Annotated in this window: 21 protein-coding genes; 9 read left to right on the top strand and 12 right to left on the bottom strand. The window is 66.8% G+C overall.

What is annotated here, in order from left to right:
• Positions 1-74: 74 nt before the first annotated feature.
• The 11 genes from RSP_RS04935 to RSP_RS04885 form a co-directional block, all read right to left on the bottom strand.
• Entirely contained in the window at positions 75-1,244 is a 1,170-nt protein-coding gene (locus RSP_RS04935; protein WP_011337440.1) for a YbfB/YjiJ family MFS transporter, read from the bottom strand.
• Entirely contained in the window at positions 1,241-2,659 is a 1,419-nt protein-coding gene (locus RSP_RS04930; RefSeq protein ID WP_011337439.1) for an aldehyde dehydrogenase family protein, read from the bottom strand. The genes RSP_RS04935 and RSP_RS04930 overlap by 4 nt, the downstream gene beginning before the upstream one ends.
• A gap of 253 nt (positions 2,660-2,912) precedes the next feature.
• Positions 2,913-3,659, bottom strand: coding sequence for an SDR family NAD(P)-dependent oxidoreductase (locus RSP_RS04925; protein WP_011337438.1), 747 nt, complete (start codon positions 3,657-3,659; stop codon positions 2,913-2,915).
• Between the two features lie 10 nt (positions 3,660-3,669).
• On the bottom strand, positions 3,670-4,620 hold the full coding sequence (locus RSP_RS04920; RefSeq protein ID WP_011337437.1) for a sugar kinase: 951 nt from the start codon (positions 4,618-4,620) through the stop codon (positions 3,670-3,672).
• A 15-nt stretch (positions 4,621-4,635) separates the two neighbouring features.
• Entirely contained in the window at positions 4,636-5,613 is a 978-nt protein-coding gene (locus tag RSP_RS04915; protein ID WP_011337436.1) for an ABC transporter permease, read from the bottom strand.
• 3 nt (positions 5,614-5,616) lie between these two features.
• Positions 5,617-6,627, bottom strand: a complete 1,011-nt coding sequence (locus tag RSP_RS04910; protein ID WP_011840754.1) for an ABC transporter permease — start codon at positions 6,625-6,627, stop codon at positions 5,617-5,619.
• Positions 6,628-8,136, bottom strand: coding sequence for a sugar ABC transporter ATP-binding protein (locus tag RSP_RS04905; protein WP_011337434.1), 1,509 nt, complete (start codon positions 8,134-8,136; stop codon positions 6,628-6,630).
• Positions 8,137-8,319: 183 nt separating this feature from the next.
• Positions 8,320-9,282 carry a sugar ABC transporter substrate-binding protein gene (locus tag RSP_RS04900; protein ID WP_011337433.1) on the bottom strand — a complete coding sequence of 321 codons (963 nt, stop codon included), beginning with the start codon at positions 9,280-9,282 and terminating at the stop codon, positions 8,320-8,322.
• A gap of 65 nt (positions 9,283-9,347) precedes the next feature.
• Positions 9,348-10,004, bottom strand: coding sequence for a class II aldolase/adducin family protein (locus RSP_RS04895; protein WP_011337432.1), 657 nt, complete (start codon positions 10,002-10,004; stop codon positions 9,348-9,350).
• A 4-nt stretch (positions 10,005-10,008) separates the two neighbouring features.
• Positions 10,009-10,773 carry an SDR family NAD(P)-dependent oxidoreductase gene (locus RSP_RS04890; RefSeq protein WP_011337431.1) on the bottom strand — a complete coding sequence of 255 codons (765 nt, stop codon included), beginning with the start codon at positions 10,771-10,773 and terminating at the stop codon, positions 10,009-10,011.
• Between the two features lie 193 nt (positions 10,774-10,966).
• A complete protein-coding gene (locus RSP_RS04885; protein WP_002719513.1) occupies positions 10,967-11,749 on the bottom strand; it encodes a GntR family transcriptional regulator in 783 nt (260 codons plus the stop codon).
• A gap of 349 nt (positions 11,750-12,098) precedes the next feature.
• On the opposite strand from RSP_RS04885, the gene RSP_RS04880 reads away from it, so the two are divergent.
• From RSP_RS04880 to RSP_RS04855, 6 genes are all read left to right on the top strand, one after another.
• Complete coding sequence (locus tag RSP_RS04880) at positions 12,099-13,916, top strand: DUF6538 domain-containing protein (protein ID WP_011337430.1); 1,818 nt, start codon at positions 12,099-12,101, stop codon at positions 13,914-13,916.
• 167 nt (positions 13,917-14,083) lie between these two features.
• Positions 14,084-15,184, top strand: a complete 1,101-nt coding sequence (locus tag RSP_RS04875; RefSeq protein ID WP_227590634.1) for a phage portal protein — start codon at positions 14,084-14,086, stop codon at positions 15,182-15,184.
• Positions 15,181-15,501: a gene transfer agent family protein gene (locus RSP_RS04870; RefSeq protein ID WP_011337428.1), complete on the top strand. Its 321-nt coding sequence runs from the start codon at positions 15,181-15,183 to the stop codon at positions 15,499-15,501. Before RSP_RS04875 ends, RSP_RS04870 begins: the two co-directional genes overlap by 4 nt.
• Entirely contained in the window at positions 15,498-17,033 is a 1,536-nt protein-coding gene (locus RSP_RS04865) for a phage major capsid protein (protein ID WP_017140147.1), read from the top strand. The genes RSP_RS04870 and RSP_RS04865 overlap by 4 nt, the downstream gene beginning before the upstream one ends.
• The gene (locus tag RSP_RS04860; RefSeq protein WP_011337426.1) at positions 17,033-17,629 is read left to right on the top strand and encodes a hypothetical protein; all 597 of its coding nucleotides are present in this window, start codon (positions 17,033-17,035) and stop codon (positions 17,627-17,629) included. The genes RSP_RS04865 and RSP_RS04860 overlap by 1 nt, the downstream gene beginning before the upstream one ends.
• A 2-nt stretch (positions 17,630-17,631) precedes the next feature.
• Positions 17,632-17,982, top strand: a complete 351-nt coding sequence (locus tag RSP_RS04855) for an HNH endonuclease signature motif containing protein (protein WP_011337425.1) — start codon at positions 17,632-17,634, stop codon at positions 17,980-17,982.
• Here RSP_RS04855 and RSP_RS04850 read toward each other — a convergent pair.
• Complete coding sequence (locus RSP_RS04850) at positions 17,967-19,439, bottom strand: hypothetical protein (protein ID WP_011337424.1); 1,473 nt, start codon at positions 19,437-19,439, stop codon at positions 17,967-17,969. The genes RSP_RS04855 and RSP_RS04850 overlap by 16 nt on opposite strands.
• A gap of 194 nt (positions 19,440-19,633) precedes the next feature.
• On the opposite strand from RSP_RS04850, the gene RSP_RS04845 reads away from it, so the two are divergent.
• From RSP_RS04845 to RSP_RS04835, 3 genes are read left to right on the top strand one after another with little or no spacing between them, the layout of a single operon-like run.
• The gene (locus RSP_RS04845; protein WP_023003570.1) at positions 19,634-19,945 is read left to right on the top strand and encodes a head-tail connector protein; all 312 of its coding nucleotides are present in this window, start codon (positions 19,634-19,636) and stop codon (positions 19,943-19,945) included.
• Positions 19,929-20,351, top strand: coding sequence for an HK97-gp10 family putative phage morphogenesis protein (locus tag RSP_RS04840; protein WP_011337423.1), 423 nt, complete (start codon positions 19,929-19,931; stop codon positions 20,349-20,351). The genes RSP_RS04845 and RSP_RS04840 overlap by 17 nt, the downstream gene beginning before the upstream one ends.
• On the top strand, positions 20,344-20,760 hold the full coding sequence (locus tag RSP_RS04835) for a DUF3168 domain-containing protein (RefSeq protein WP_011337422.1): 417 nt from the start codon (positions 20,344-20,346) through the stop codon (positions 20,758-20,760). Before RSP_RS04840 ends, RSP_RS04835 begins: the two co-directional genes overlap by 8 nt.
• Positions 20,761-20,762: the final 2 nt, after the last annotated feature.

Below are 20,762 nucleotides of genomic sequence, written 5' to 3'. Positions count from 1 at the left end.
GCGCCGCTTCGCCTGCAGGGCAAGCAGGGGTGGCCGCCCCGGTCACGCGCCTTCACCCGTGCAGGCGGCGCGGGTCATGCCCCGTCGATGGCGTCCGGCCGACGCTCGAGAACACCCAGCAGCGCGCCTGCGAGCACGACGAGGCTCGCAAACATCAGCGGCGCATCGAGACGCCCGGTGAGATCGGCCGTCCAGCCGAGGACGACCGGGCCTCCGAACTGCCCCAGCGCGAAGGCGATGGTGAAGGCGCGGATCGCGCGGCCCCGATCGAAGGCCTGCGGCAGGGCGCTGGCGAAGGCGCTGGTGGCCGCCACCGTGCTGAAGAAGGTGCTGCCGAACAGGAAGGCCGAGAGCCAGAGGCCGAGCGCGCCCGGCATCAGGAACGGCAGCACCGAGCCTAGCGCATTGGTGGCCACGAGGAGCGCGAAGCTGCGCTCGGGGCTCGCGCCGCCGATCAGCCGCCGCCAGATCGAGGGCGCGGCCACCGCCGCGAGACCCAGAGCGCACCAGAAGAGCATCGCCTGCCGCCAGCCGCCCGCGCTCTCGGCGAGGTGGCCGTAGATGAAGGTCATGTAGCCGATGGAGCCCAGGCCGAAGAGGAGATAGCCGGCGAGGATCCTCCAGAAGCGGAGAGGCGTGGGGCCGCGGCTGCCGGCCTGCCGCACGGAGGCGCCGAGCCCGTCCCTGAGCGGCAGGAGCGCCAGCGCGGCGCAGAGGGCGGAGAGGCCCGCGAGGATCAGCCAGCCCTGCGGCCAGTGGGTGGCGCCCGCGATCCCGAGGAGGGGCGCCACCGCCAGCGCCGACAGGATCATCCCGAGCCCGGTGCCTGCGTAGAAGGTGCCGAGCACGAGCCCGCCCGAGCCCGCCCGCAGGCTGAGGCCCACGGCAAGGAGGCCGCCGCAGACGAAGACGACCCCGCCGGAAGCGCCCGCGAGCAGGCGGAGCGCGGCCAGTGCCGCCACGTCCCGCGTCAGGGCCACCGCGGCCAGCGCCGGCAGCAGCATCGCCAGCCCGGCGGCGAAGGCGCGCGCCGCGCCCACCCGCTGCGCCAGCGCCGGCGCGAGCATGGCGCCCCCGAGATAGCCCGCGGCATTGGCCGCGTTGATCCAGCCCGCCGCGGCATAGCTCCAGCCGAGGTCGGCCTGCATCGCCGGCAGAAGCAGCGCATAGGCGAAGCGGCCGAGCCCGATCCCGGCGGCGGGCCCGAGGCTCAGGAGAAGGGCATTGCGGTAGGCGCTGGTCACAATCCGGCCGTGGCTTTCGTCTCGAGGTAGTCGGCGAGGCCCCAGGCGCCGTGTTCGCGCCCGTTGCCCGATTGCTTGTAGCCACCGAAGGGCGCGCGCGCGTCCCAGCCCGCGCCGTTGATATAGACCATGCCCACGCGCAGCTTCCGCGCGATGCGCCGCGCCGTCTCGGGGTCGCCGGTCTGGATATAGCCCGCAAGCCCGTAGATCGAGTCATTGGCGATGCGGACCGCCTCTTCCTCGTCCCGGTAGGGAATGAGGGCCACGACGGGGCCGAAGATCTCCTCGGTGGCGATGGTCGAGCCATGGGCCACGTCGGCAAAGACGGTCGGGCGCACATACCAGCCACGCGGCAGATGGTCGGGCCGGCCCGGTCCCCCGGTAACGAGGCGCGCGCCCTCGGCGATGCCCGCCTCGATCAGCGACTGGATGCGGCGCCACTGGCTTTCGTTCACGACGGGGCCGAGATCGACCTCGCCCTCGGGCGCCCCCACCGTCAGCGCCTCGGCCGCCGCGCCTGCGAGGGCCGCGGCCTCCTCCATCCGCTCGGCCGGCACCAGCATCCGCGCGGGCGCCTTGCAGGCCTGTCCCGCATTGCCGAAACAGTCGAGCACCCCCTGCCGGACGGCGGTGGCCAGATCCGCATCGGGCAGGATGATGTTGGCCGACTTGCCGCCGAGCTCCTGCGTCACGCGCTTGACCGTGTCGGCGGCCGCGCGCGCCACCGCGATCCCTGCGCGGGTCGAGCCGGTGATCGAGATCATGTCCACGTCCGGGTGCCGCGCCAGCGCCTCGCCCGCGACGGGGCCTGCGCCGGTGATGTGGTTGTAGACGCCCGGCGGAAAGCCCGCGGCCTCGACCAGTTCGGCGAAGCGGATCGAGGAGAGCGGCGAGAATTCCGAGGGTTTCGCCACCACCGTGCAGCCCGCGGCGAGGGCGGGGGCCACCTTCACGACCAGCTGGTTCATCGGCCAGTTCCACGGCGTGATGAGGGCGCAGACGCCGATGGGCTCCTTCGAGATCAGGGTCGAGCCGCGCATCTCCTCGAAGCTCTCGGCCTCGAGAGCCTCGATGGCGGCCTCCAAATGGGCGCGCCCGACCCAGGCCTGCGCCTCGCGACTGAAGCGGGCGACGGTGCCCATCTCGCGGGTCATGAGCTCGGCCAGCTCGTCGTAGGCCTCGTTGTAGAGATCGAGGAGACGGCGGAGGAGGAGGAGACGCTCCTCCTTCGAGCTGGCCTGCCAGCCCTCGAAGGCGGCGCGCGCCGCGGTGACGGCGCGGTCGACATCCTCGGTCGAGGCCATCGGGATCGCGGCGATCTCCTCCTCCGTCGCCGGGTTCACCAGCCGGTGCCGGTCGGTGCCGAGGGGGGCCGTCCAGGCGCCGCCAATGAAGAAACGGTCGATGTTGCGCATGAGGGGCCTCCTGTGGCGGCGAAGAATGGCTGTCGCGGCCCGTAAGATGCCGCGAGAGGATGGTTGGGGAGCATGTCCGGTGCGGGGGGCCGGCCACGGGCGGGCCACAGGTCGCAAGCGCCCTGTGCGGATCCTCGGACCCGCCAACGGTGCGTCCGCTTATCGGGGGCACCGCGTGGTCCCGCGTCGGAGGAGGAGGGTTGGGGTCCGCGGCGGAGATGCGCCGCGGACGAAGGTGGAACCGCTCTGCGGTCTAATGGAAGTAGATCCCGCCGCAGACGTTCAGCGCCTGCCCGGTGACGAAGGCCGACTGCTCGCCCGCGAAGAACAGGACCGGCCCCACGATATCTTCGGGCGCGCCGAGACGCTTCAGCGCGGCCACCTCTTCCCAGTGGCGGATGGCCTCGTCCGAGCCGAGGTTGTTCTTGCCCATCTCGGTCAGGATGATGCCCGGGCAGATGGCATTGACGGTGATCCCGTCCATGCCGGCCTCCTGCGCCAGCACCCGCGTCAGGGTAATGACGGCGGCCTTGGTCGCCGCATAATGGCCTTGGGTCGGCACGCCCTGACGGCCCGCGATGGAGGCGATGTTGACGATCCGCCCCGCCTTGCGCGCGCGCATTCCCGGCAGCACCGCCTGACAGCAGGAGAGGACGCCCTTCACGTTCACGTCCATATGCGCGTCCCAGTCGGCCTCCGAGAGATCCTCGAGCCGCGCGGGCTTCAGGATGCCCGCATTGTTCACCAGCACGTCGATCCCGCCCGCGGCGTCCTCGATCCGCGCCATCGCGGCGACGACCGCGGCCCGGTCCGAGACATCCACCGTCTCGACGAAGGCGCGCCGGCCCGCGGCCTCGATCAGCGCGCGCGTCTCGGCCAGCCCGTCGGCCTGCGCGGCCAGATCCGTCACCGCCACATCGTAGCCCGCCTCTGCGAGCCCCACCGCGAGCGCGCGCCCGATCCCGCGCGCCGCCCCCGTCACAACCGCCGTCTTCGTCATCCGTCCGTCCTCAGTTCGCCCGCAGGGGCAAGGTGTTCATGGCCTCGATCGTGTCCTCGAACGAGACGAGCTTTCCGTCGGAGCCGAGCCCCATCGCGACCCGCGCCGCCACCGCCGAGGCGAAGCGGCAGCAGTCGCGCAGGTCCCAGCCGCGGGCGAGGCCCACGATCACGCCGGCGGTGAAGCTGTCGCCGCAGCCCGTGGTATCGACCACCTCGATGGCATGGGCGGGCAAGCGGAAATCCTCGCCCGCCTCGGGCGAGACGTAGACCCCCTCCCCGCCCATGGTCAGGATCGCGTTCTTCACGCCGAGGCCCTTGAAGAAGCGCGCCACCTCGGCCGGATCGGTCGTGCCCGCCATCTCGGAGGCCTCCTCGATCGAAGGCACGAAATAGTCGATGTAGGGCAGGCAGGGGCGGACCAGCTCAAAGGTCTCGGGCGTGGCCTGGATCAGATCGAAAGTGGTGATGCGCCCGAGCTCCTTCGCGCGGCGCAGCGCCTCGACCGTAGGGGCGCCGTCGAAGCTCTTCAGAAGGCCGGTGCCACCGACATGGACGATGCGCGCATCGAGTGCGGCGTCGAGCCGGCCCTCGGGGATGCGGAAGGTGGCGGCGGTGCCCGGCACATGGAGCGCGGGCCGCTCGCCGTTCGGGCGCACCGGCAGGATGGTGGCCGACGTCTGGACCGAGCCGTCGCGCGCCACCATGGCGCAATCGACGCCGAAGCGGGTGAGCTTGGCCACCATGAAGTCGCCCATCTCGTCCTCGCCCACCGTGGTGACGGCGAGGGTCTTCAGGCCGAGGATGGCGCAGTCGGCGGCGGTGGCTCCGGCGGTGCCCGCGACCGTCATCCGGATCTCCTGGATGTAGTCGGCGCGGCCGCCGTCGGGGATGCGGGTCACGGGGCGACCGAGGATGTCGCAGACATAGAACCCGATGGAACTCACGTCATAGGTCGGCATGATCTCTGTTTTCCGTTAGTGGCGGCGCTGGAGGCCGAAGCTGAGGGCGAGCACGGCGAAGACGAGGACCCCGATCCCCACCTGCTGCCAGTAGAAGTTCCAGCCGATGAGCAGGAGGCCGTTCTTGACCATGGCGAGGAGCGCCACGCCCAGAAGCGTGCCGAGGATCGAGGGCCGGCGCTCGCGGCTGATGGTGGTGCCGATGAAGGTGGCGCCGATGGCATCGAGGAGGAAGGCATTGCCCGACATCGGCACATAGGAGCGCACCGTGGCCGAGAGCAGGATCCCTGTGATCCCGGCGAGGACGGCCGCGAGGATATAGACCTGCGTCAGCCGCGAGGGCACGCGGATGCCGGAATACCAGGCCACGCCCGGGCGCGCGCCGATGGCCTGCACCTGCCGGCCGAAGCCCATGCGGTGCAGCGCAAGCCAGGTTGCGAGGACGCACAGGATCAGCACCCAGACCGGCGTCGGCACGCCCAGAAGGCTCGAGCGCGAGATGGCGTTGAAGATCGCGGCATACTCCTTGGTCACGAGATAGATCGGCTGGCCGCCGCCGGTGGCCAGACGCTGGACCGACTGGCCGATGAAGAGCACGCCCAGCGTGGCGAGGAAGGGGCTGATCTTCAGCCGCGCGATGAGGATGGCGTTCAGCAGCCCCACGAGGAGCGCCGCGCCGAGACCGGCGGCGAGCCCCAGCGGCGCCGCCACGCCCGCGGCCAGCGCCGAGACGAAGACGAGGCTCGCCATGTCCACCGACACGCCCACCGAGAGGTCGATGCCGCCCGAGGAGACGACGAAGGTCACGCCGAGCGCCACGATGGCGAGGAGGACCACGTTGTTCACCAGCACGTTGCGCAGGTTGCCGAGCGTCAGGAACGCATCGGCCTGCGTGGCGAAGACGAGGAACAGGCCCACGAAGGCCACCAGCACGGCCAGCGTCGAGAAGCTCTCGCGGTCCTTCGGCAGATGGCGGGAGAGGGAGAGGCTCATGGCTCAGTGCTCCTGCGGACGGGCATAGGAGGTGACGGCGACGACCAGCAGGATCAGCGCGCCCTGCACGCCCGAGACCCAGTAGCTCGACAGATGCAGAAGCTGGAAGCCGTTGGCGAGAAAGCCGATGAAGATCACCGACAGGACGGTGCCGCCCACGGTCGGCACGAAGCGGCGCGAGAAGACCGTGCCGAGAAGCGCCGCGGCGAGGATCGAGAGCAGAAGCTCGCCCGTCCCCGGCGTCGAGGCCGAGAGGCGCGAGACGATGAGGATGGCCGCCAATCCCGCGCAGAGGCCCGCGAAGACATAGGTGCCCCAGACATGGAGACCCACGTTGAGGCCCGCCGCGCGCGCGGCCTCGGGATGGCCGCCCACCGCATAGAGCCGGAGGCCCACCGGCGTGCGGTGGATCACGAGCCCCACGATCACCGAGGCCGCGATCAGCACCCAGGCCAGCGCCGAGATCCCGAGGAAGCGGCCCGAGGCGAGGACGCTCAGCAGCGGCGAGCTGGTCGAAAGGACCGTGTTCTCGGTCAGCGTGAGTTCGATGCCGGCCACGATGTTCATCGAGGCGAGGGTCGCCAGAAGCGGCAGGATGCCGAGACCCACCACGGCAAAGCCGTTGACTGCGCCCACGAGCATCCCCGTGCCGAGCGTGGCCGCAATCGCCACCGGCGCGGCCATGCCGGCGTTGGTCGCGGTGGCGAAGACCGCGGCGCAGAGGCCCGCATTGGCGGCCAGCGACAGGTCGATGCCGCCGGTCTGCACCTCCGAGCCGCCGCCGATGATGACGACCGACATGCCGAAGGCGAGAATGCCGAGGATCGCCGATTGCTCGATCACGTTGACGATGTTGAAGGGCGTGGCGAAGCCGCGCGCGGTCAGGGCGAAATAGGCCATGATGGCCGCGAAGGTGGCGAGCGCGCCGAGCCGGATCGCGGCTGCGGCGAGCGCCTTGCCGCGGCTGGCGCCCGCGGGGCTCTCGCTGGAGGACGGGGACAGGGCCATGGTCATTCAGGCCTCCTTTCGTTGGGCCCGCGCGCCCGAGGCGGCGGCCAGGAGCAGGTCGCTGTCGAGCGTCTCGCCCGCGAACTCGCCGTTCAGCGTGCCGCGGTAGACGACGAGGGCGCGGTCGCAGAAGCCCGCGATCTCGAGCAGGTCGGAGGAGAGGAAGAGGATCGCCGCCCCTTCCGCCGCCAGCCGGTTGAGCAGCGTGTAGATCTCGACCTTGGCGCCCACATCGACGGCGACGGTCGGCTCGTCGAGCACATAGACCCGGCTCTGGCACGAGAGCCATTTGGCGAGAGCCACCTTCTGCTGGTTGCCGCCCGAGAGGTTGCGCACCAGCTGGTCGCGGTGCGGCGTCTTGATCGAGAGCTCGCGGATGAAGCCGTCCACCGCCTCGTTCTCCCGCGCGCGGGAGACGAAGCCGCGGGTCATGTAACGCTCGAGGCTCGCGATGGTGATGTTGTCGCGCACCGACATGTCGGTGGCCACGCCATGCGCCCGCCGGTCCTCGGGGACGAGGGCCACCCGGCCCTGCACCGCCCGGCCCGGATTGGCGAAGCGGCGCACCTCGCCGTCGATGGTGACGCTGCCCGCATCGGGCTGCTCAAGGCCGAAGAGGCACTCGACCAGCTCCTTCACGCCCGAGCCGAGGAGGCCCGTGATGCCCAGCACCTCGCCCGCGCGGACCTCGAAGCTCACGTTGCGGAAATGGCCCGCCTGAGACAGGCCCTCGACCCGCAGCACCGGCGCGCCGAGCGCGTGGCTGCGGCAGGGGAACATCTCGCCCACGTCGCGGGCGATCATCATCGAGACGATCTCGTCGATCGAGGTCTCGCCGGGGCGCACGACGCCCACGTCGGTGCCGTTGCGCATCACGGTCACCTCGTCGCAGAGATCCTCGATCTCCTGCATGTAGTGCGAGATGAAGATCACGGCGATGCCCTGCGCCCGCAGATTGCGCAGCACCGCAAAGAGGCTGTCCACCTCGCGCTTCACGAGCGCCGCGGTCGGCTCGTCCAGCACGAGCACCTGCGCCTCCTGCGCCAGCGCCCGGGTGATCTGCACGATCTTCTGCTGCGCGGTCGTCAGGTCGCGCACCAGCGTGTCGCCCGGCAGCTCGAGCCCGAAATGGGTGCGGATCAGCTCTTCGGCGCGCCGCTTCATCGCGCCGGGGCGCAGGAAGGGGCCGAAGCGCAGCTCGTAGTTCAGGAACACCGCCTCGGCCACGGTGGCCGTCGGCACGAGAAGCCGCTCCTGATGGATGAAATGGACGCCCAGCCGCTCGACCGAGGCGGGCGTCAGGCTCTCCACCCGGGTGCCGTTGATGGTGATACGGCCGCTGTCGGGTTTCAGGATCCCGGCCAGCACCTTGATGATCGTCGATTTGCCGGCGCCGTTCTGGCCCACGAGCCCGTGGATCGTGCCGCGCGCCACGCGGAGGTCGGCGTCGACCAGCGCCTTCACCGGCCCGAAGGCCTTGGAGATGCCGGTCATGTCGATGGCGAGACCGCTCATGGACGTGCTCCCGAGGAATGATGGCAGGAACGGGCGGGGCCGGAGAAGGGAGGAGAGACGGCACCCGCCCGAGGAAGCCCCTCGCGGGGCTCCGCAGCCGGTGAGGCGGCCCTGTCGGGCCATGGCGCGCGGGCCTAGGCCCGGTCCCGTTCGGGGTCCGGGCTCTGCCCGCGCGCGACCGGCTTACTTCGGCAGGAAGTCCGCGGCGGTCTCGGCCGCATTCTCCTTGGTGATGAGCACCGCCGGCGCGAAGGTGAAGGGCTTCACCTCCTGCCCCGCGAGGTGACGCGCCACGTTCTGCACCGCGAGCTTGCCGATCTCGGAGGGCTGCTGCGCCGCCACCGCGCCCGCGGGGCTCTCGGGATCGGCCACCATCTCGACGAACTCGGGGCTGCCGTCCACGCCATAGGTGCGGATGTCGGTGCGCCCGGCCGCCTGCAGCGCCTGCGTGGCGCCGATCATCGGCACGTCCCAGCAGGCCCAGATGGCGCCGACATCGCCCTCGTTGGGGTATTTGGTCAGCATGTCGGTGACGTTGGAATAGGCCGACTGAATCGTGTTCGGGATCACGTCGCGCAGCTCGGGCTCGATGATCTTCACGTCCGGGAAGGCCTCGAGAACGTATTTCATCTGGTCGTAGCGGATCTTGCAGACCGGCACCGAATAGAAGCCGTTGAAAACCAGCACATTGCCCTTGCCGCCCAGATCCGCCACCATCTGCAGCGCCAGCTCCGCCCCGATGGAATAGTTGTTCGAGGTGGTGTTGTTGATCGCGTGCGGGGTCGCCGTATCGACGGTGAAGAGCGGGATGCCCGCGTCGTTGATCTTCTGCAGCCACGGGTTCAGCACGTCGAGGTTGCCCAGCTGCTCGATGATCGCATCGGGCTTCTGCGCGATCAGCGTCTGGATCTGGCTCACCTGGGTCTGGTCGTTGCGGCCCGCATCGAGCGCGATGGCCGTTCCGCCCAGCCGCTCGATCTCGGCGATCTGCGCCTGATAGGCCTTGAGGTCCCAGTCGTGATCGGTGCCGATCGCGGTGATGCCGATCGTCTTGCCTTCGAGCGTCAGCTCCTCGGCCAGCGCGGGCGACAGGGTCGCGAGCAGCAGAAGCGCAATCGTCAGGCCCTTCGCGGTCTTGGTCGTCATGTCTCTTCCTCCCTATGCAACCGGCTCCTCCGCCGGCCTTGTCCCTTGCGGGGTCCTTCTGCCGCTCAGCCCTGGTGGCCGTAGCCGGCGATCTTGTCGATCACGTCCTGGATCTGCCGCTCGCTCAGCAGCCGCGGCTCGCCGATCTGAAGGCAGCCGTGATACTGCCGGGCCAGCGTCTCGACCTCGACGGCGAGCCACATGGCCTGCGCGAGGCTCTTGCCCACGGCGATCATGCCGTGATGTTCGAGAAGGCACGCCTTGCGGTCGTGCAGCGCCTCGACCGCGTTCCGCGACAGCTCCTCCGAACCGTAGATCGCGTAGGGCGCGCAGCGGATGTTCGGGCCGCCCACCACCGCCAGCATGTAGTGGATCGAGGGGATCTCGCGGTTCATGATGGCGAGCGTGGTGCAGTAGGTCGGATGCGCATGCACCACCGCATTCACGTCCGCCCGCTCGCGCAGGATGTCGCGGTGAAAGCGCCATTCGCTCGACGGCTTGTGCCGGCCCCGCACCTCGCCCTCCATCGAGACGAAGACGATGTCCTCGGGCACCAGCGTGTCGTAGGGCAGCGACGTGGGGGTGATCAGCATCCCCTCGCCATGGCGCACAGAGATGTTGCCCGAGGTGCCCTGATTGAGGCCCGAGCGGTTCATCTCGAGACACTGGCGGATGATCTCTTCGCGCTTGGCGAGGTCGGACAGATCGCTCATCTCGTTCATCGCCTCACCAGACCGTGTAACCGCCATCGACCGCGAGGATCGCGCCCGTGACATAGCTCGCCGCCGGCGAGGCAAGGAACAGCGCCGCCGCCGCAATCTCCGACGGCTCGCCGCAGCGGCCCATCGGCGTCATGTCGAGCCATGTTCCGAAGAGCTCGGGCCGCTCGCGCATCTTCAGCGTCATCTCGGTCGCCACATAGCCCGGCGCCAGCGCATTCACCCGCACGCCCCGGCCCGCCCATTCGGCGGCGAGCGCCCGCGTCAGCTGATGGACCGCGCCCTTCGAGGCCATGTAGCTCGAGGCGAACTGCGGGCGGTTGACGATGGTGCCCGACATGGAGCCGAGGTTCACGATGGCCCCTGCCCCGCGCGCGACCATGGCGCGCCCGAAGGCGCGGCTGGCCCAGAACATGCCGTCCACATTGACCGCCATCACCTGCCGCCAGGTGGCGTCGTCGGTCTCGAGCGCATCGTGGAGGCGGGCAATGCCCGCGGAATTGACGAGGATCGACACCGGCGCCACGGCTTCCGCCGCGGCGGCCGCGGCGGTCATCGCCTCCGCATCCGTCACATCGGCCACGATCCGCGAAGCCACCGCCGCGCCGAGCTCTTCAGCTGCCCGGTCGAGGGCCGCGCCCTCGCGGTCGATCAGGATGAGCCGCGCGCCCGAGGCTGCGAAGGCCCGGCAGATTTCGAGGCCGATGCCGCTGCCCGCTCCGGTGACGGCCGCGCAGGCGCCATCGAGACGAAAAACCGTCCTGTAGTCCATTCTTCCTCCCTGACGCGGAGCCCGGACCCGAAGGTTCCTCCCGAGGCTCGGCCGCGTCCTTCCCAGCGCCCGACGTGCGGTTTCTGGTCGTTACCAGAAAAAGGTAGGAGGCAAATCTGCTTCTGTCAATGTGGTAATGATCAGAAATCGAAGATCGGGGCCGCTGGAGGTTTTTCGCTGTGACGACAGGCGCTTAATGGGCGTCGGTTGCGACGTGGATCGGGGCGACTTCGCTGTTGTAGTAGGCGCGGTAATATTCGAGCGCATTGCCGTCGTGGTCGTAGGCGACCGACTCGATGGCGATCATGGCGCCGCCGGGCGGCACGCCCATCCGCGCCGCCACTTCCGGCGGAACGATGGCGCCCTTCAGCCATCGATCCGCCCGCGCGACCGTCAGCCCGTAGAGCTCGCGGATCGTGCCGAAGATCGAGCGCCCTTCCATATCGAGCTTCTCGAAGCCCGGCAGCCGGTGTGCGGGCAGCGAGATCAGCGTATGGGTCAGCGGCGTCTCGTTCGCGTGATAGACGCGCAGCGCCCGGATCACCTGAAATCCCTCGGGCAGCTTGAAGACGCGCCGTTCGTCCTCGTTGGCCGGATGCAGGCCGAATTCGTAGGTCTTGACCGTGACCTTGTAGCCCTTGGCCGAGAGATCGTCGAAGACGCCGAGCGCCGAGGTCATGAAGGCAAGCTCGGGCGCGCGCGGAGCCACGAACATGCCCTTTCTCGGCTGCTTGATGACCCGCCCCTCGCCCGCGAGCGCCTGCAGCGCATTGCGGATCACCGGGCGCGACAGGTCGAACATGCTGCACATGGCCTGTTCGGAGGGCAGGCGCGCGTTCTCGGGGAGGGTTCCGTCGAGGATGGCGTGCTCGATCCGGTTCTTCAGCTGCACCCAGAGCGGGCTTGGATCCTCGCGCTGAAGGGCGACGCCCGCAGCGAAGGCGCGGAAGGCCTCGGCGCTGTCGCCGTCCTCCATGTCATAGCTCGGACGCCCGCGGCGCTGAACGGTGCTGTGCTGTCCCTGAGCCAATCGCCGGATTTCGCCCCCTCGCCTCTGGCTGCGGATCCATCCCGCAGCCGATCAGGATGATCCGGCACGATTATTGGTTATGACCAGTATGTCAACCCTCGGAGGTGTCAGAGAAACCTCTGCCGGGCGCGGGTCAGTGCCGGCCTGAAGGATCGGGGATGGTCGGAGTGGAGGGAACATAACCCGGTTTTTCTCCAACCCCATGAAATTCACCAAGTAACTGATTTTAATTGCCTATCAGATCCAAAACTGTAACACATGACTGTAACACACGGCTAGTCCACATGGGGCAATCATGGCACGTCTTAGTCATCTTTTGCGGCGGGGTGCCGCCTACTACGCCCGGACCCGCGTTCCCCTCGACCTGATCGCCATCGTGGGCAAGAAGGAGCTGGTGAAGGCCCTCGGAACGAAGGATGAAACCGAGGCGAAGCGGCGCCTCTACCCCCAGCTTGACGCATGGCAGCGCGAGTTTGACGACCTGCGCGCGAGACGGTCGCTTGTCGCTGCTGACCGCGAACATGCAGTCTGGGACCACTACACGGCCGCCCTCACCCGCGACGAGGCCGAGCGGGCAACGCTGCCGGGCGAGGCGGAGATTGCAGCCGCCGAGGCTGACGTGATCCGGCGCGCCGACCGTGGAGAGATTACCAGCGCCGAGCCGCTGGCGATCCTCGACGCGACTCTTGAGCTACAAGTGAAGCAACAGGCCCCTGCCCTCGCCTCGGATACTCGCAAGGCGAAGCTGGCCGACCTGCGCGAGCATTTGGTGAAGGGCGAGACGGCATTGATCTCTCACGAGGTTGACGACTACCTGAACCGCAACCGGCTTCTGGTGGAACGTGGAACTCCTGACTGGATCAGCTTAGCGAGGCGCATGATGCGGGCCGAGGCCGAAGCCCTCGAACGCACGCTTGAGCGGGACCGGGGCGACTACACCGGCCAGCCACGCGACCCGCTGGTGAAGCCCCCTACCGCAGAGAAGCGCGCCGAGATGGAAGTTGCGCCGCCGGGCGAGAGCATCGCCGAGGCCGTCGAAGCCTTCCGAACCGAGAACCCCCGGAATGTGTCCAAGGGCAGGATCGAGGAAGCATGTCGCGACATCGGCGTTTTCATGGAGACGGTCGGTCCCTCGTTTCCCGTGTCCAAGCTCACGAAGAAGCACGTCCGCGAGTGGAAGGCGCTTCTGATCAAGTATCCCCTGCGCGCAACCGAGGTCGCCGAGTTTCGCGGAATGACAATCCGGCAGATTGTTGAAGCGAATGAGCAGGCGAAGCGGCCGGTCCTGTCAGACCGCACCGTCAACCGCTACCTGTCCAGTCTCTCGGCGTTCTGCTCGTGGGCCGAGGCAAACGGCTACATCGCGAGCAATCCCTGTTCGGGCATGGCGCTGCCAAAGGAACGCGGCTCGAAGACCCTGCCCTTCACAAGCGACCAGATGAACACCCTCTTCCGCTCACCTCTGTTCGCAGGGTGCGAAAGCGAGGCAGCATGGCGCTACATTTCGAAGCCCGGCCCGGTCCTGATCCGCGATCATCGCTACTGGGTGCCGCTGATCATGCTCTATTCCGGCGCCCGCCCCGGTGAGATTGCGCAACTTGCGACCAGCGACCTTCGACAGGAACACGGCCGCTGGATCTTTCACATTACGACCGAGGGCGAGACACACGAGGAAGGAAAACAGGTCAAGACGGCTGGATCAATGCGCGTGATCCCGGTTCACTCCGAGCTGATCCGCCTGGGCTTTCTCGCTTATCATTCGCAGCGCGTTGAAGCTGGCGACAAGCGACTTTTCCCCGGCGCCAAGAGGAACGAGCGCGGGCAGATGATGAGCGAGTTTTCCCGCGAGTTCGGGAAGTATCTCGCGCGCATCGGTTTGAAGTCAGGTCGCGGATTGTCCCTCTACTCGTTCCGTCACGGTGCTGCCGACGCGCTGCGCCGGGCTGGCTACCTAGATAATGAGTTCGGCTTCATCCTCGGCCACACCGAAGGCAGCATGACCGGGCGCTACGGGATCATGCCTCAGGGGATGCTTGAGCAACGGGTGAAGCTGATCGAAGCTATTCAGTATCCCGGCCTGAACTTGGACCACCTCGCTAATGTTATAACATAACAATTTGCTTGATCCCCGACTCGCGGTGTGAGATTCTTCTGTCAAGATAAATTTGATGGAATGCACCGCGTCTCATGTTTTTCAGTCGGAAGCCGAAGGCCGAGCAGAAGGCGGCGGTCACGCTGACCTCAGCCGAGGCGTTCGAGATCTTCGGCGCCCGGCCGACCGTGACCGGCGCCTTCATCACCACGGGCGCGGCCTTGCGCGTTCCGGCCGTGGCCTGCGCCGTGGGCCTGATCGCCGAGACGGTCGGCGCGCTGCCGGTGAAGATCTTCGACGCCGGGAAGCTGACGCGGCGCGATCATCCGGCCTATCGCCTGATCCATGACGAGGCGAACCCGTGGACCTCGGCCGCCGAGCTGCGCGCCCAGCTCACGGCCGACGCCCTTCTGAACGATCATGGCGGCTTCGCCCTCGTCGTGCGCGCGAGCGACGGCCGCCCGCTGGAGCTGCACCGGCTGGACCCGGCCGCCGTGCGCCTCGACGCCGCGCCGGACGGCTCGCCCCTCTACATCGTCGCGACCAACACTGGCCCCGCGAGCTACGGCTTCGCGGACGTGCTGCATGTCCGCGCCTTCGGCGGCTCGCCGATCAGCCTGGGCCGCGAGGCCATCGCGCTCGCCATTGCCTTCGAGGACCATATCGGCAGCCTCTTCCGCAACGGCGGGCGCCCGTCCGGCATCATCAAAAGCCCGAAGATCCTCGACGTGGACGCGAAGCGGAAGCTCGCGGCCTCGTGGTTCACCACGCACTCCGGGCGCAACTCCGGCGGCACGGCGATCCTTGACGAAGGCATGGACTATCAGGCCCTGTCCGCGACCCTCGCCGACAGCCAGTTTGCCGAGAATCGGCTTGAACAGATCCGCGAGATTGCCCGCGCATTCAGGATTCCGGTCACGATGCTAGGCGAGCTGTCGCGCGGAACGTGGAGCAACCTCGAAGAGCAGAACCGGCAATTCCTGCAATTCACGCTGCGCCCGTGGCTGCGCGCATGGGAATGGGCCTATGCCCGCTGTCTGCTGACCCCCGACGAGCGCCGCGAGCTGACGGCCGAGTTTGTCACCGACGACCTGCTGACCACGAGCCACGCCGCCCGCGCAACCGCCTATGGGCAGTATCGCGCCATGAGCGCGATGACCGCGAACGAGGTCCGCGCGGGCCTGAACCTTCCGGCGCACCCGGATGGCGACACGCTCGAAAACCCCCACATCACGACCGGCGGCAAAAGCGAAACCGTTTCGCCTTTGCCCGACGAGGAATCCGCATGATCGACGCCATCAAGCACGTCGCCTTCTTCGGCGACCGCGAACGCACTTTCGCCCTGACCGACGCCATGTGCGCCGAGCTGGAAGCCCTGACCGAAACCGGGATCGGCGCCATCTACTTGCGCACCGTCGCGGGCGCCTTCCGGGGGCAGGACGTGCCCGAGGTGATCCGCCTCGGCCTGATCGGCGGCGGTGCGACCCCGCAAGAGGCCGCCCGGCTGGTCGATACCTACGCCCGCAACCGCCCGATGGGCGAGGTCTATCCGCTCGCCCTCGACATTCTCGAAACGCGTTGGAACGGCGCGGAGACGGCGGCATGAGCGACCGTATCGAGATCAAGGCGGCGCTGACCGTCGAAGAGACCGGCGAGATCACCGGCCTTGCCTGGCCCTTCGGAACCCCCGACCGCGTGGGCGACGTGATCGAGAAGGGCGCCTTCACCGGCCCGGCCGAGTTGCCGATGCTGTTCGCGCATGATCAGACGCAGGTGATCGGCGTCTGGGACCAGATCGCCGAGACGCCCGAGGGCCTGACCGTGAAGGGCCGCCTTCTCGTGCAGGACGTGGAACGCGCCCGCGAGGTCCGCGCCATGATCCGCGCAGGCGCCGTCTCGGGCCTCTCCATCGGCTTCGAGACCGAGGCCGCCAAGCCCCGCGCCCGTGGCCGCTCCATCTCGAAGCTGAGGCTTCTCGAAGTCTCCGTTGTCGCCGTCCCGTGTCATCCGGGCGCGCAGATCCATTCCATCAAGGCCGCAGATGACACGGCAGAACCATGCACCGAAGGAAAGACCCCCGTGGAGAACGAAGACCAGACCACCCCGGCCAACGCGCCGGAGATCGACACCAAGGCGTTCGACGCGCTGAAGCAGCGCCTCGACCAGCTCGAAGCAAAGGCCAACCGCCCCGGCGTCACGACGACCGGCCCGGCCCCGAGCGCCGAAGCGAAGGCCTTCGGCGGCTATGTCCGGCGCGGCGTGGAGCGGATGGACCCCGCTGACACCAAGTCGCTGACCGTCTCGACCGCCGCGAACGGCGGCTACCTCGCGCCGAAGGAGTTCGGCGACGAGCTGTTCAAGAACCTGATCGAGTTCAGCCCGATCCGCAAGTATGCCCGCGTCGTCCAGATCAGCGCGCCCGAGATCACCTATCCCAAGCGCGTCACCGGCACCTCGGCGACCTGGGTCTCGGAAGTCGGCGACCGCACCGGATCGGAACCGAGCTTCGATCAGGTCACGCTGACCCCGCACGAGCTGGCGACCTTCACCGACATCTCGAACGCACTTCTGGAAGACAACGCCTACAATCTCGAAGGCGAGCTGATGGCCGACTTCGCCGAGAGCTTCGGGCGCGCCGAGAGCGCGGCCTTCGTCAACGGCGACGGTGTGGGCAAGCCGAAGGGTATCATGGCGGCGGCGGGCATCGCGACCCTGAGCGGCGGTGCGGGCACGATCACCGTTGCATCGCTGATCGAAGCCTATCACGCGATCCCTACCGTCTATGCACAGAATGCTGTCTGGGTGATGAACCGCACCACGCTGGCCAAGCTGCGCACCTACTTCAACGGCATGGGCGAGCCGCTTCTCCTGGACAGCATCTCGGAGAAGGCCCCGACCACGCTTCTCGGCCGCCCCGTGGTCGAAGCGCCGGATATGCCGAACATGACGGCGGGCGCCACCCCGATCCTGTTCGGCGATCTGTCCGGCTACCGCATCGTGGATCGCGTGGGCCTCGCGATCATGCGCGACCCGTTCAGCCTCGCGACCAAGGGGCAGGTCCGCTTCCACGCCCGCAAGCGTGTGGGTGCCGACCTGACGCACCCCGACCGCTTCGTGAAGCTGAAGGTCGCGGCCTGATGCCTCTCGCGCCCGAAGAGATCACGCTGACGCATAGGGAACACACCCTGCGCCTGCGCCCGTCTCTGCGGGCGGCGCTCATCCTTGAGCGCCTGCATGACGGCTTTGCCCGGCTCTTCGAGAAGCTGGACGAGGCCGACACCCAGACGCTGCACGCGATCATCCGCACCGCCGCGACCGATCCCCACCGGGCCGAGAGCTTCCTTGCCAGCGCCCGGAACGTCCCACTGGCGCCCTTTCTGCGCGCGGTGCAGGCACCCGTTGCCGCCCTCTGCGAAGGGCTGCTGCTGCCGCCTGACGAGTCCAGCAAGCCCACCCCGAAGGCGAAGCCGCTGCCGTGGGTCGACGCGCTGACCGAGCTTTACAAGATCGGCACCGGCTGGCTGGGCTGGACCCCGGCCGAGACTCTGAATGCGACTCCGGCGGAAATTATCCTGGCCTTCGACGGTCGGATTGCCCAGCTCAAGGCGCTGCACGGCACCGCCGACGAAGCCGACCCCGGCGACACCGCCCGGCGCGAGAGGAACCTAGCGGAAGGTCTCGACCCCGACTTTGACCGCGAGGGCCTGCGCGCCCTTGCCGCTCTGGCGGGCTGACCATGCCCCGGCCCCCGCACCTCTGCACCTGCGGCCAGCTCGTGCCGCACGGCGCCCGCTGTTCCTGCCAGATCCAGCGCGACCGCGAGCGCAAGGCCCGCTTCGACCAGAAGCGCCCCTCGTCGCGCGAGCGCGGCTATACCCACGAGTGGCGCAAGGCCCGCGCCGAATTCCTGCACCAGCACCCCACCTGCGCCTTCTGCGGTGCGCCCGCTGGCGTGGTCGATCACGTCATCCCGCACAAGGGCGACATGACGCTGTTCTGGGATCGCACCAATTGGCAAGCCCTATGCAAACCCTGCCACGACCGCCAGAAGCAGATGCAGGAGCGATACAATCACATAATTAGTTGATTGAACTTTCTTCTAAGCGTTGGGAACTCATACGTCTGAAGCAGGCCCTCCTTGGACTCTTCAATCAATTGACCGAGATCCGAGTCTGACAGGACCACAACGAACCCGTGTCCATCTTGTGCCGCCGCCTTACACCGTCGATCTAGAAGATCCGCATTCTCGACATTCCGGCAGACCACAATCCCAAACTGGCCTCTCTCCTTTGAGAACCGCATTGCGATTTGGTCAATCTCTGGATTACCCAGCTCCTCCCCAAAGTTCTTGCACTCGACAAATATGTATGAGCACGAATAATGCCGAGAAAGCCACTCAAAGAACCCAGACCGCGCATAATTGGTAAAGCGCAGATCGACCCTTTTTATTCCACCATGCAGAACTGATTGCTTCTCCGGGTCAACGAGAACCGGATGAAAAAGAGCGGAAAGTAAATCCGTTATGGCGTCCTCGTAGAGATATGCTTGCTTCCTTCCCGGCTCCAAACTGGTAACAGCTTGAAGCAGGGCCTTCCAATCAGGAAGCTGCAAACCTTGCGCCTCAGCGATTTGCCTATGTGTGAGAGCTGGCGTAGGAGCCGAATGATCCCTCTTGTATTTCTCCAAAAGATCTGGCCGCTTATTCGTGTAATCGATTGAGATAGATTTTTGTTGACTTCCGTATTTTTTCTCCAAGCTGGTCTTGGTGACAGTCCTCTCACCCTTTCTTGCGCCTGATTTAATCGTATACACTAGCTCACTATTGCGAGCGATCTCATCGATCTTCATGGACTCCAATACGTAATGACGATAATACTGGCCGACCTTATAATCCGCATCAACCCGCACGATTGACTTCGGAACCAGTATTAACTTCTCCCCTTCAGGTAAAGGCAAGCTCACAAAATCCTCTTCCCAACATCTCGCGCCCGGGTTCCAAACCGGACCAGACGCCACACCTTTTTCCATGGGAATGCCGTATTCCTCGCACGTTTCTTGAGTAAAGGTTATGAGTGGGCCTCTGATTATGTTTGTAACAACATCCGACAGAATATCCACCGAAACCCCGTCCACCAGAAGAACCGTGTCCTCTAGATCACTCAATAGGCCGGTTTCCACTGCCTTACTTTGCTTCAATGATTTCCAGATTTGATACGCCTTTTGGGGACCCAGACCTCTTCCGTCAGACTCGCCAGCAGACAATCCCAAGTGAGTTTCATTTGGCTCGCGCAGTGCTTGCAGGGCTGTTAGCGCAGCTGTCCCGTCGCCGACCCTAATTGAGTCAATAATCGTTTGGAAAAAATTGGACAGGAGATACTCGCAATGCTCCCCCCACTCCGACTCCAGCAATCTGATTGCACGTGCATTCACAAATAGGCGCGCATCGTTTTTAATATCAACATCTATGAACTTTAATGTAGCTTGGTTGCGCCCGAGCTTGTAATATTCTGAAACTCTCAAAATTCGCTCCTCTCCATCGAGCATCCCACCTTAAACGACACAGTTCCCTATGTCCTCACCTTCTACAAGCCGTTTCCCACGCGGGGGCGGTGGCCTGAGATTCGCACTAATCTAGGGACCGGCGGGGGGAGGTCCGCGCAAGATAGGCCCGAAATAACTTTTCCGGGCCGAATCAGTGTGCTACATCTATGTTATGTTATAACGTATGAGGTAGCGCCGTGGCTGCGCAGTCTCCCCTCGCGCTGCTGACGGCGCAACTGAACCTTGATCCTGACACGGCAATAGCCGAGGCGGATCTTATGTCGCACAAGCTGGCCGTGGCCGAGGCATGGATTGCCGGGCATGTCGGCGATGCTTTCAACTCGGCATGTCCTGCCCATGTCGAAGCCGCGCTGATGCTGGCGGCGCATCTTTATGAACAGCGTGAGGCTGTTGCTTTCGGCGTCTCTGCCGAGGCCGTGCCGTTCGGCGTTCGCGATCTTCTGGCGCCTTTCCGGGAACAGGTGACGGGCCATGTCGGCAACCTCTGACAGCTCGCGCCGCTTGGCCGCGCGCCTCGACCAGATCCCCGGCGACGTGCTGGCCGAGCTGCGCCCGGCTCTGGTGAAGGCCGCCGAGGATGTGGCCGCGAAGATGCGCGCCCTCGCCCCGGTGGACACGGGCGCCTTGCGCGACAGCATCGCCGTCACCGGACCCGGCCAGACGACACCCGCCTATGCCAGCGACGGCGGGCGGCGCACCATCCCGGACAATCAGGCCGTGGTCACGGTCGGCTCGCCCGCCATGCGCCACGGGCACCTTGTCGAGTTCGGCACCGTGACGATGGAGGCGCAACCCTTCACGCGTCCGGCGTGGCGGATCGCCCGGCCGAGGATACTTAGCCGCCTGTCGCGCGCCATCGGCAAGGCGATCCGAAAGGCGGGCAGCCATGCTTGATCCCGCCCTGGCCCTTCAGACGGCGGTGCGCGCGGCGCTGCTGGACACGCCCGAAGTTCTGGCGCTGGTGCCTGCGGATCACGTCCGCACCGGCCCGGTGCGCCCCGACCGGATGCCCTGCGTCATCCTGAAGGCCGATCAGGTGCAATATCTCGGCCGGGCTTCGGGCAACCAGCACGTTGCGCGGATCTACATGACCTTGGACGTGTGGGCGCTGGAAGACGCGGGCACCGCCCGGCAGATCGGCACCGCCTGCATGGGCGCGCTGATCGACGCGCCTGTGATCCCCGGCGCCTTCGTGGTGGAGTGGCAGCGCCCTTCGATCCTCTGGCTTCGCGACCCGCAGCCCGAGCGCGCCTATACGCATGGCGTGGTGCAGCTCGAAGCCGTCATTCAGTGGAGGGACTGACA

It is taken from the genome of Cereibacter sphaeroides 2.4.1 (assembly GCF_000012905.2).
Taxonomy (GTDB): domain Bacteria; phylum Pseudomonadota; class Alphaproteobacteria; order Rhodobacterales; family Rhodobacteraceae; genus Cereibacter_A; species Cereibacter_A sphaeroides.
This window is presented reverse-complemented; position numbering and strand designations above follow the sequence as displayed.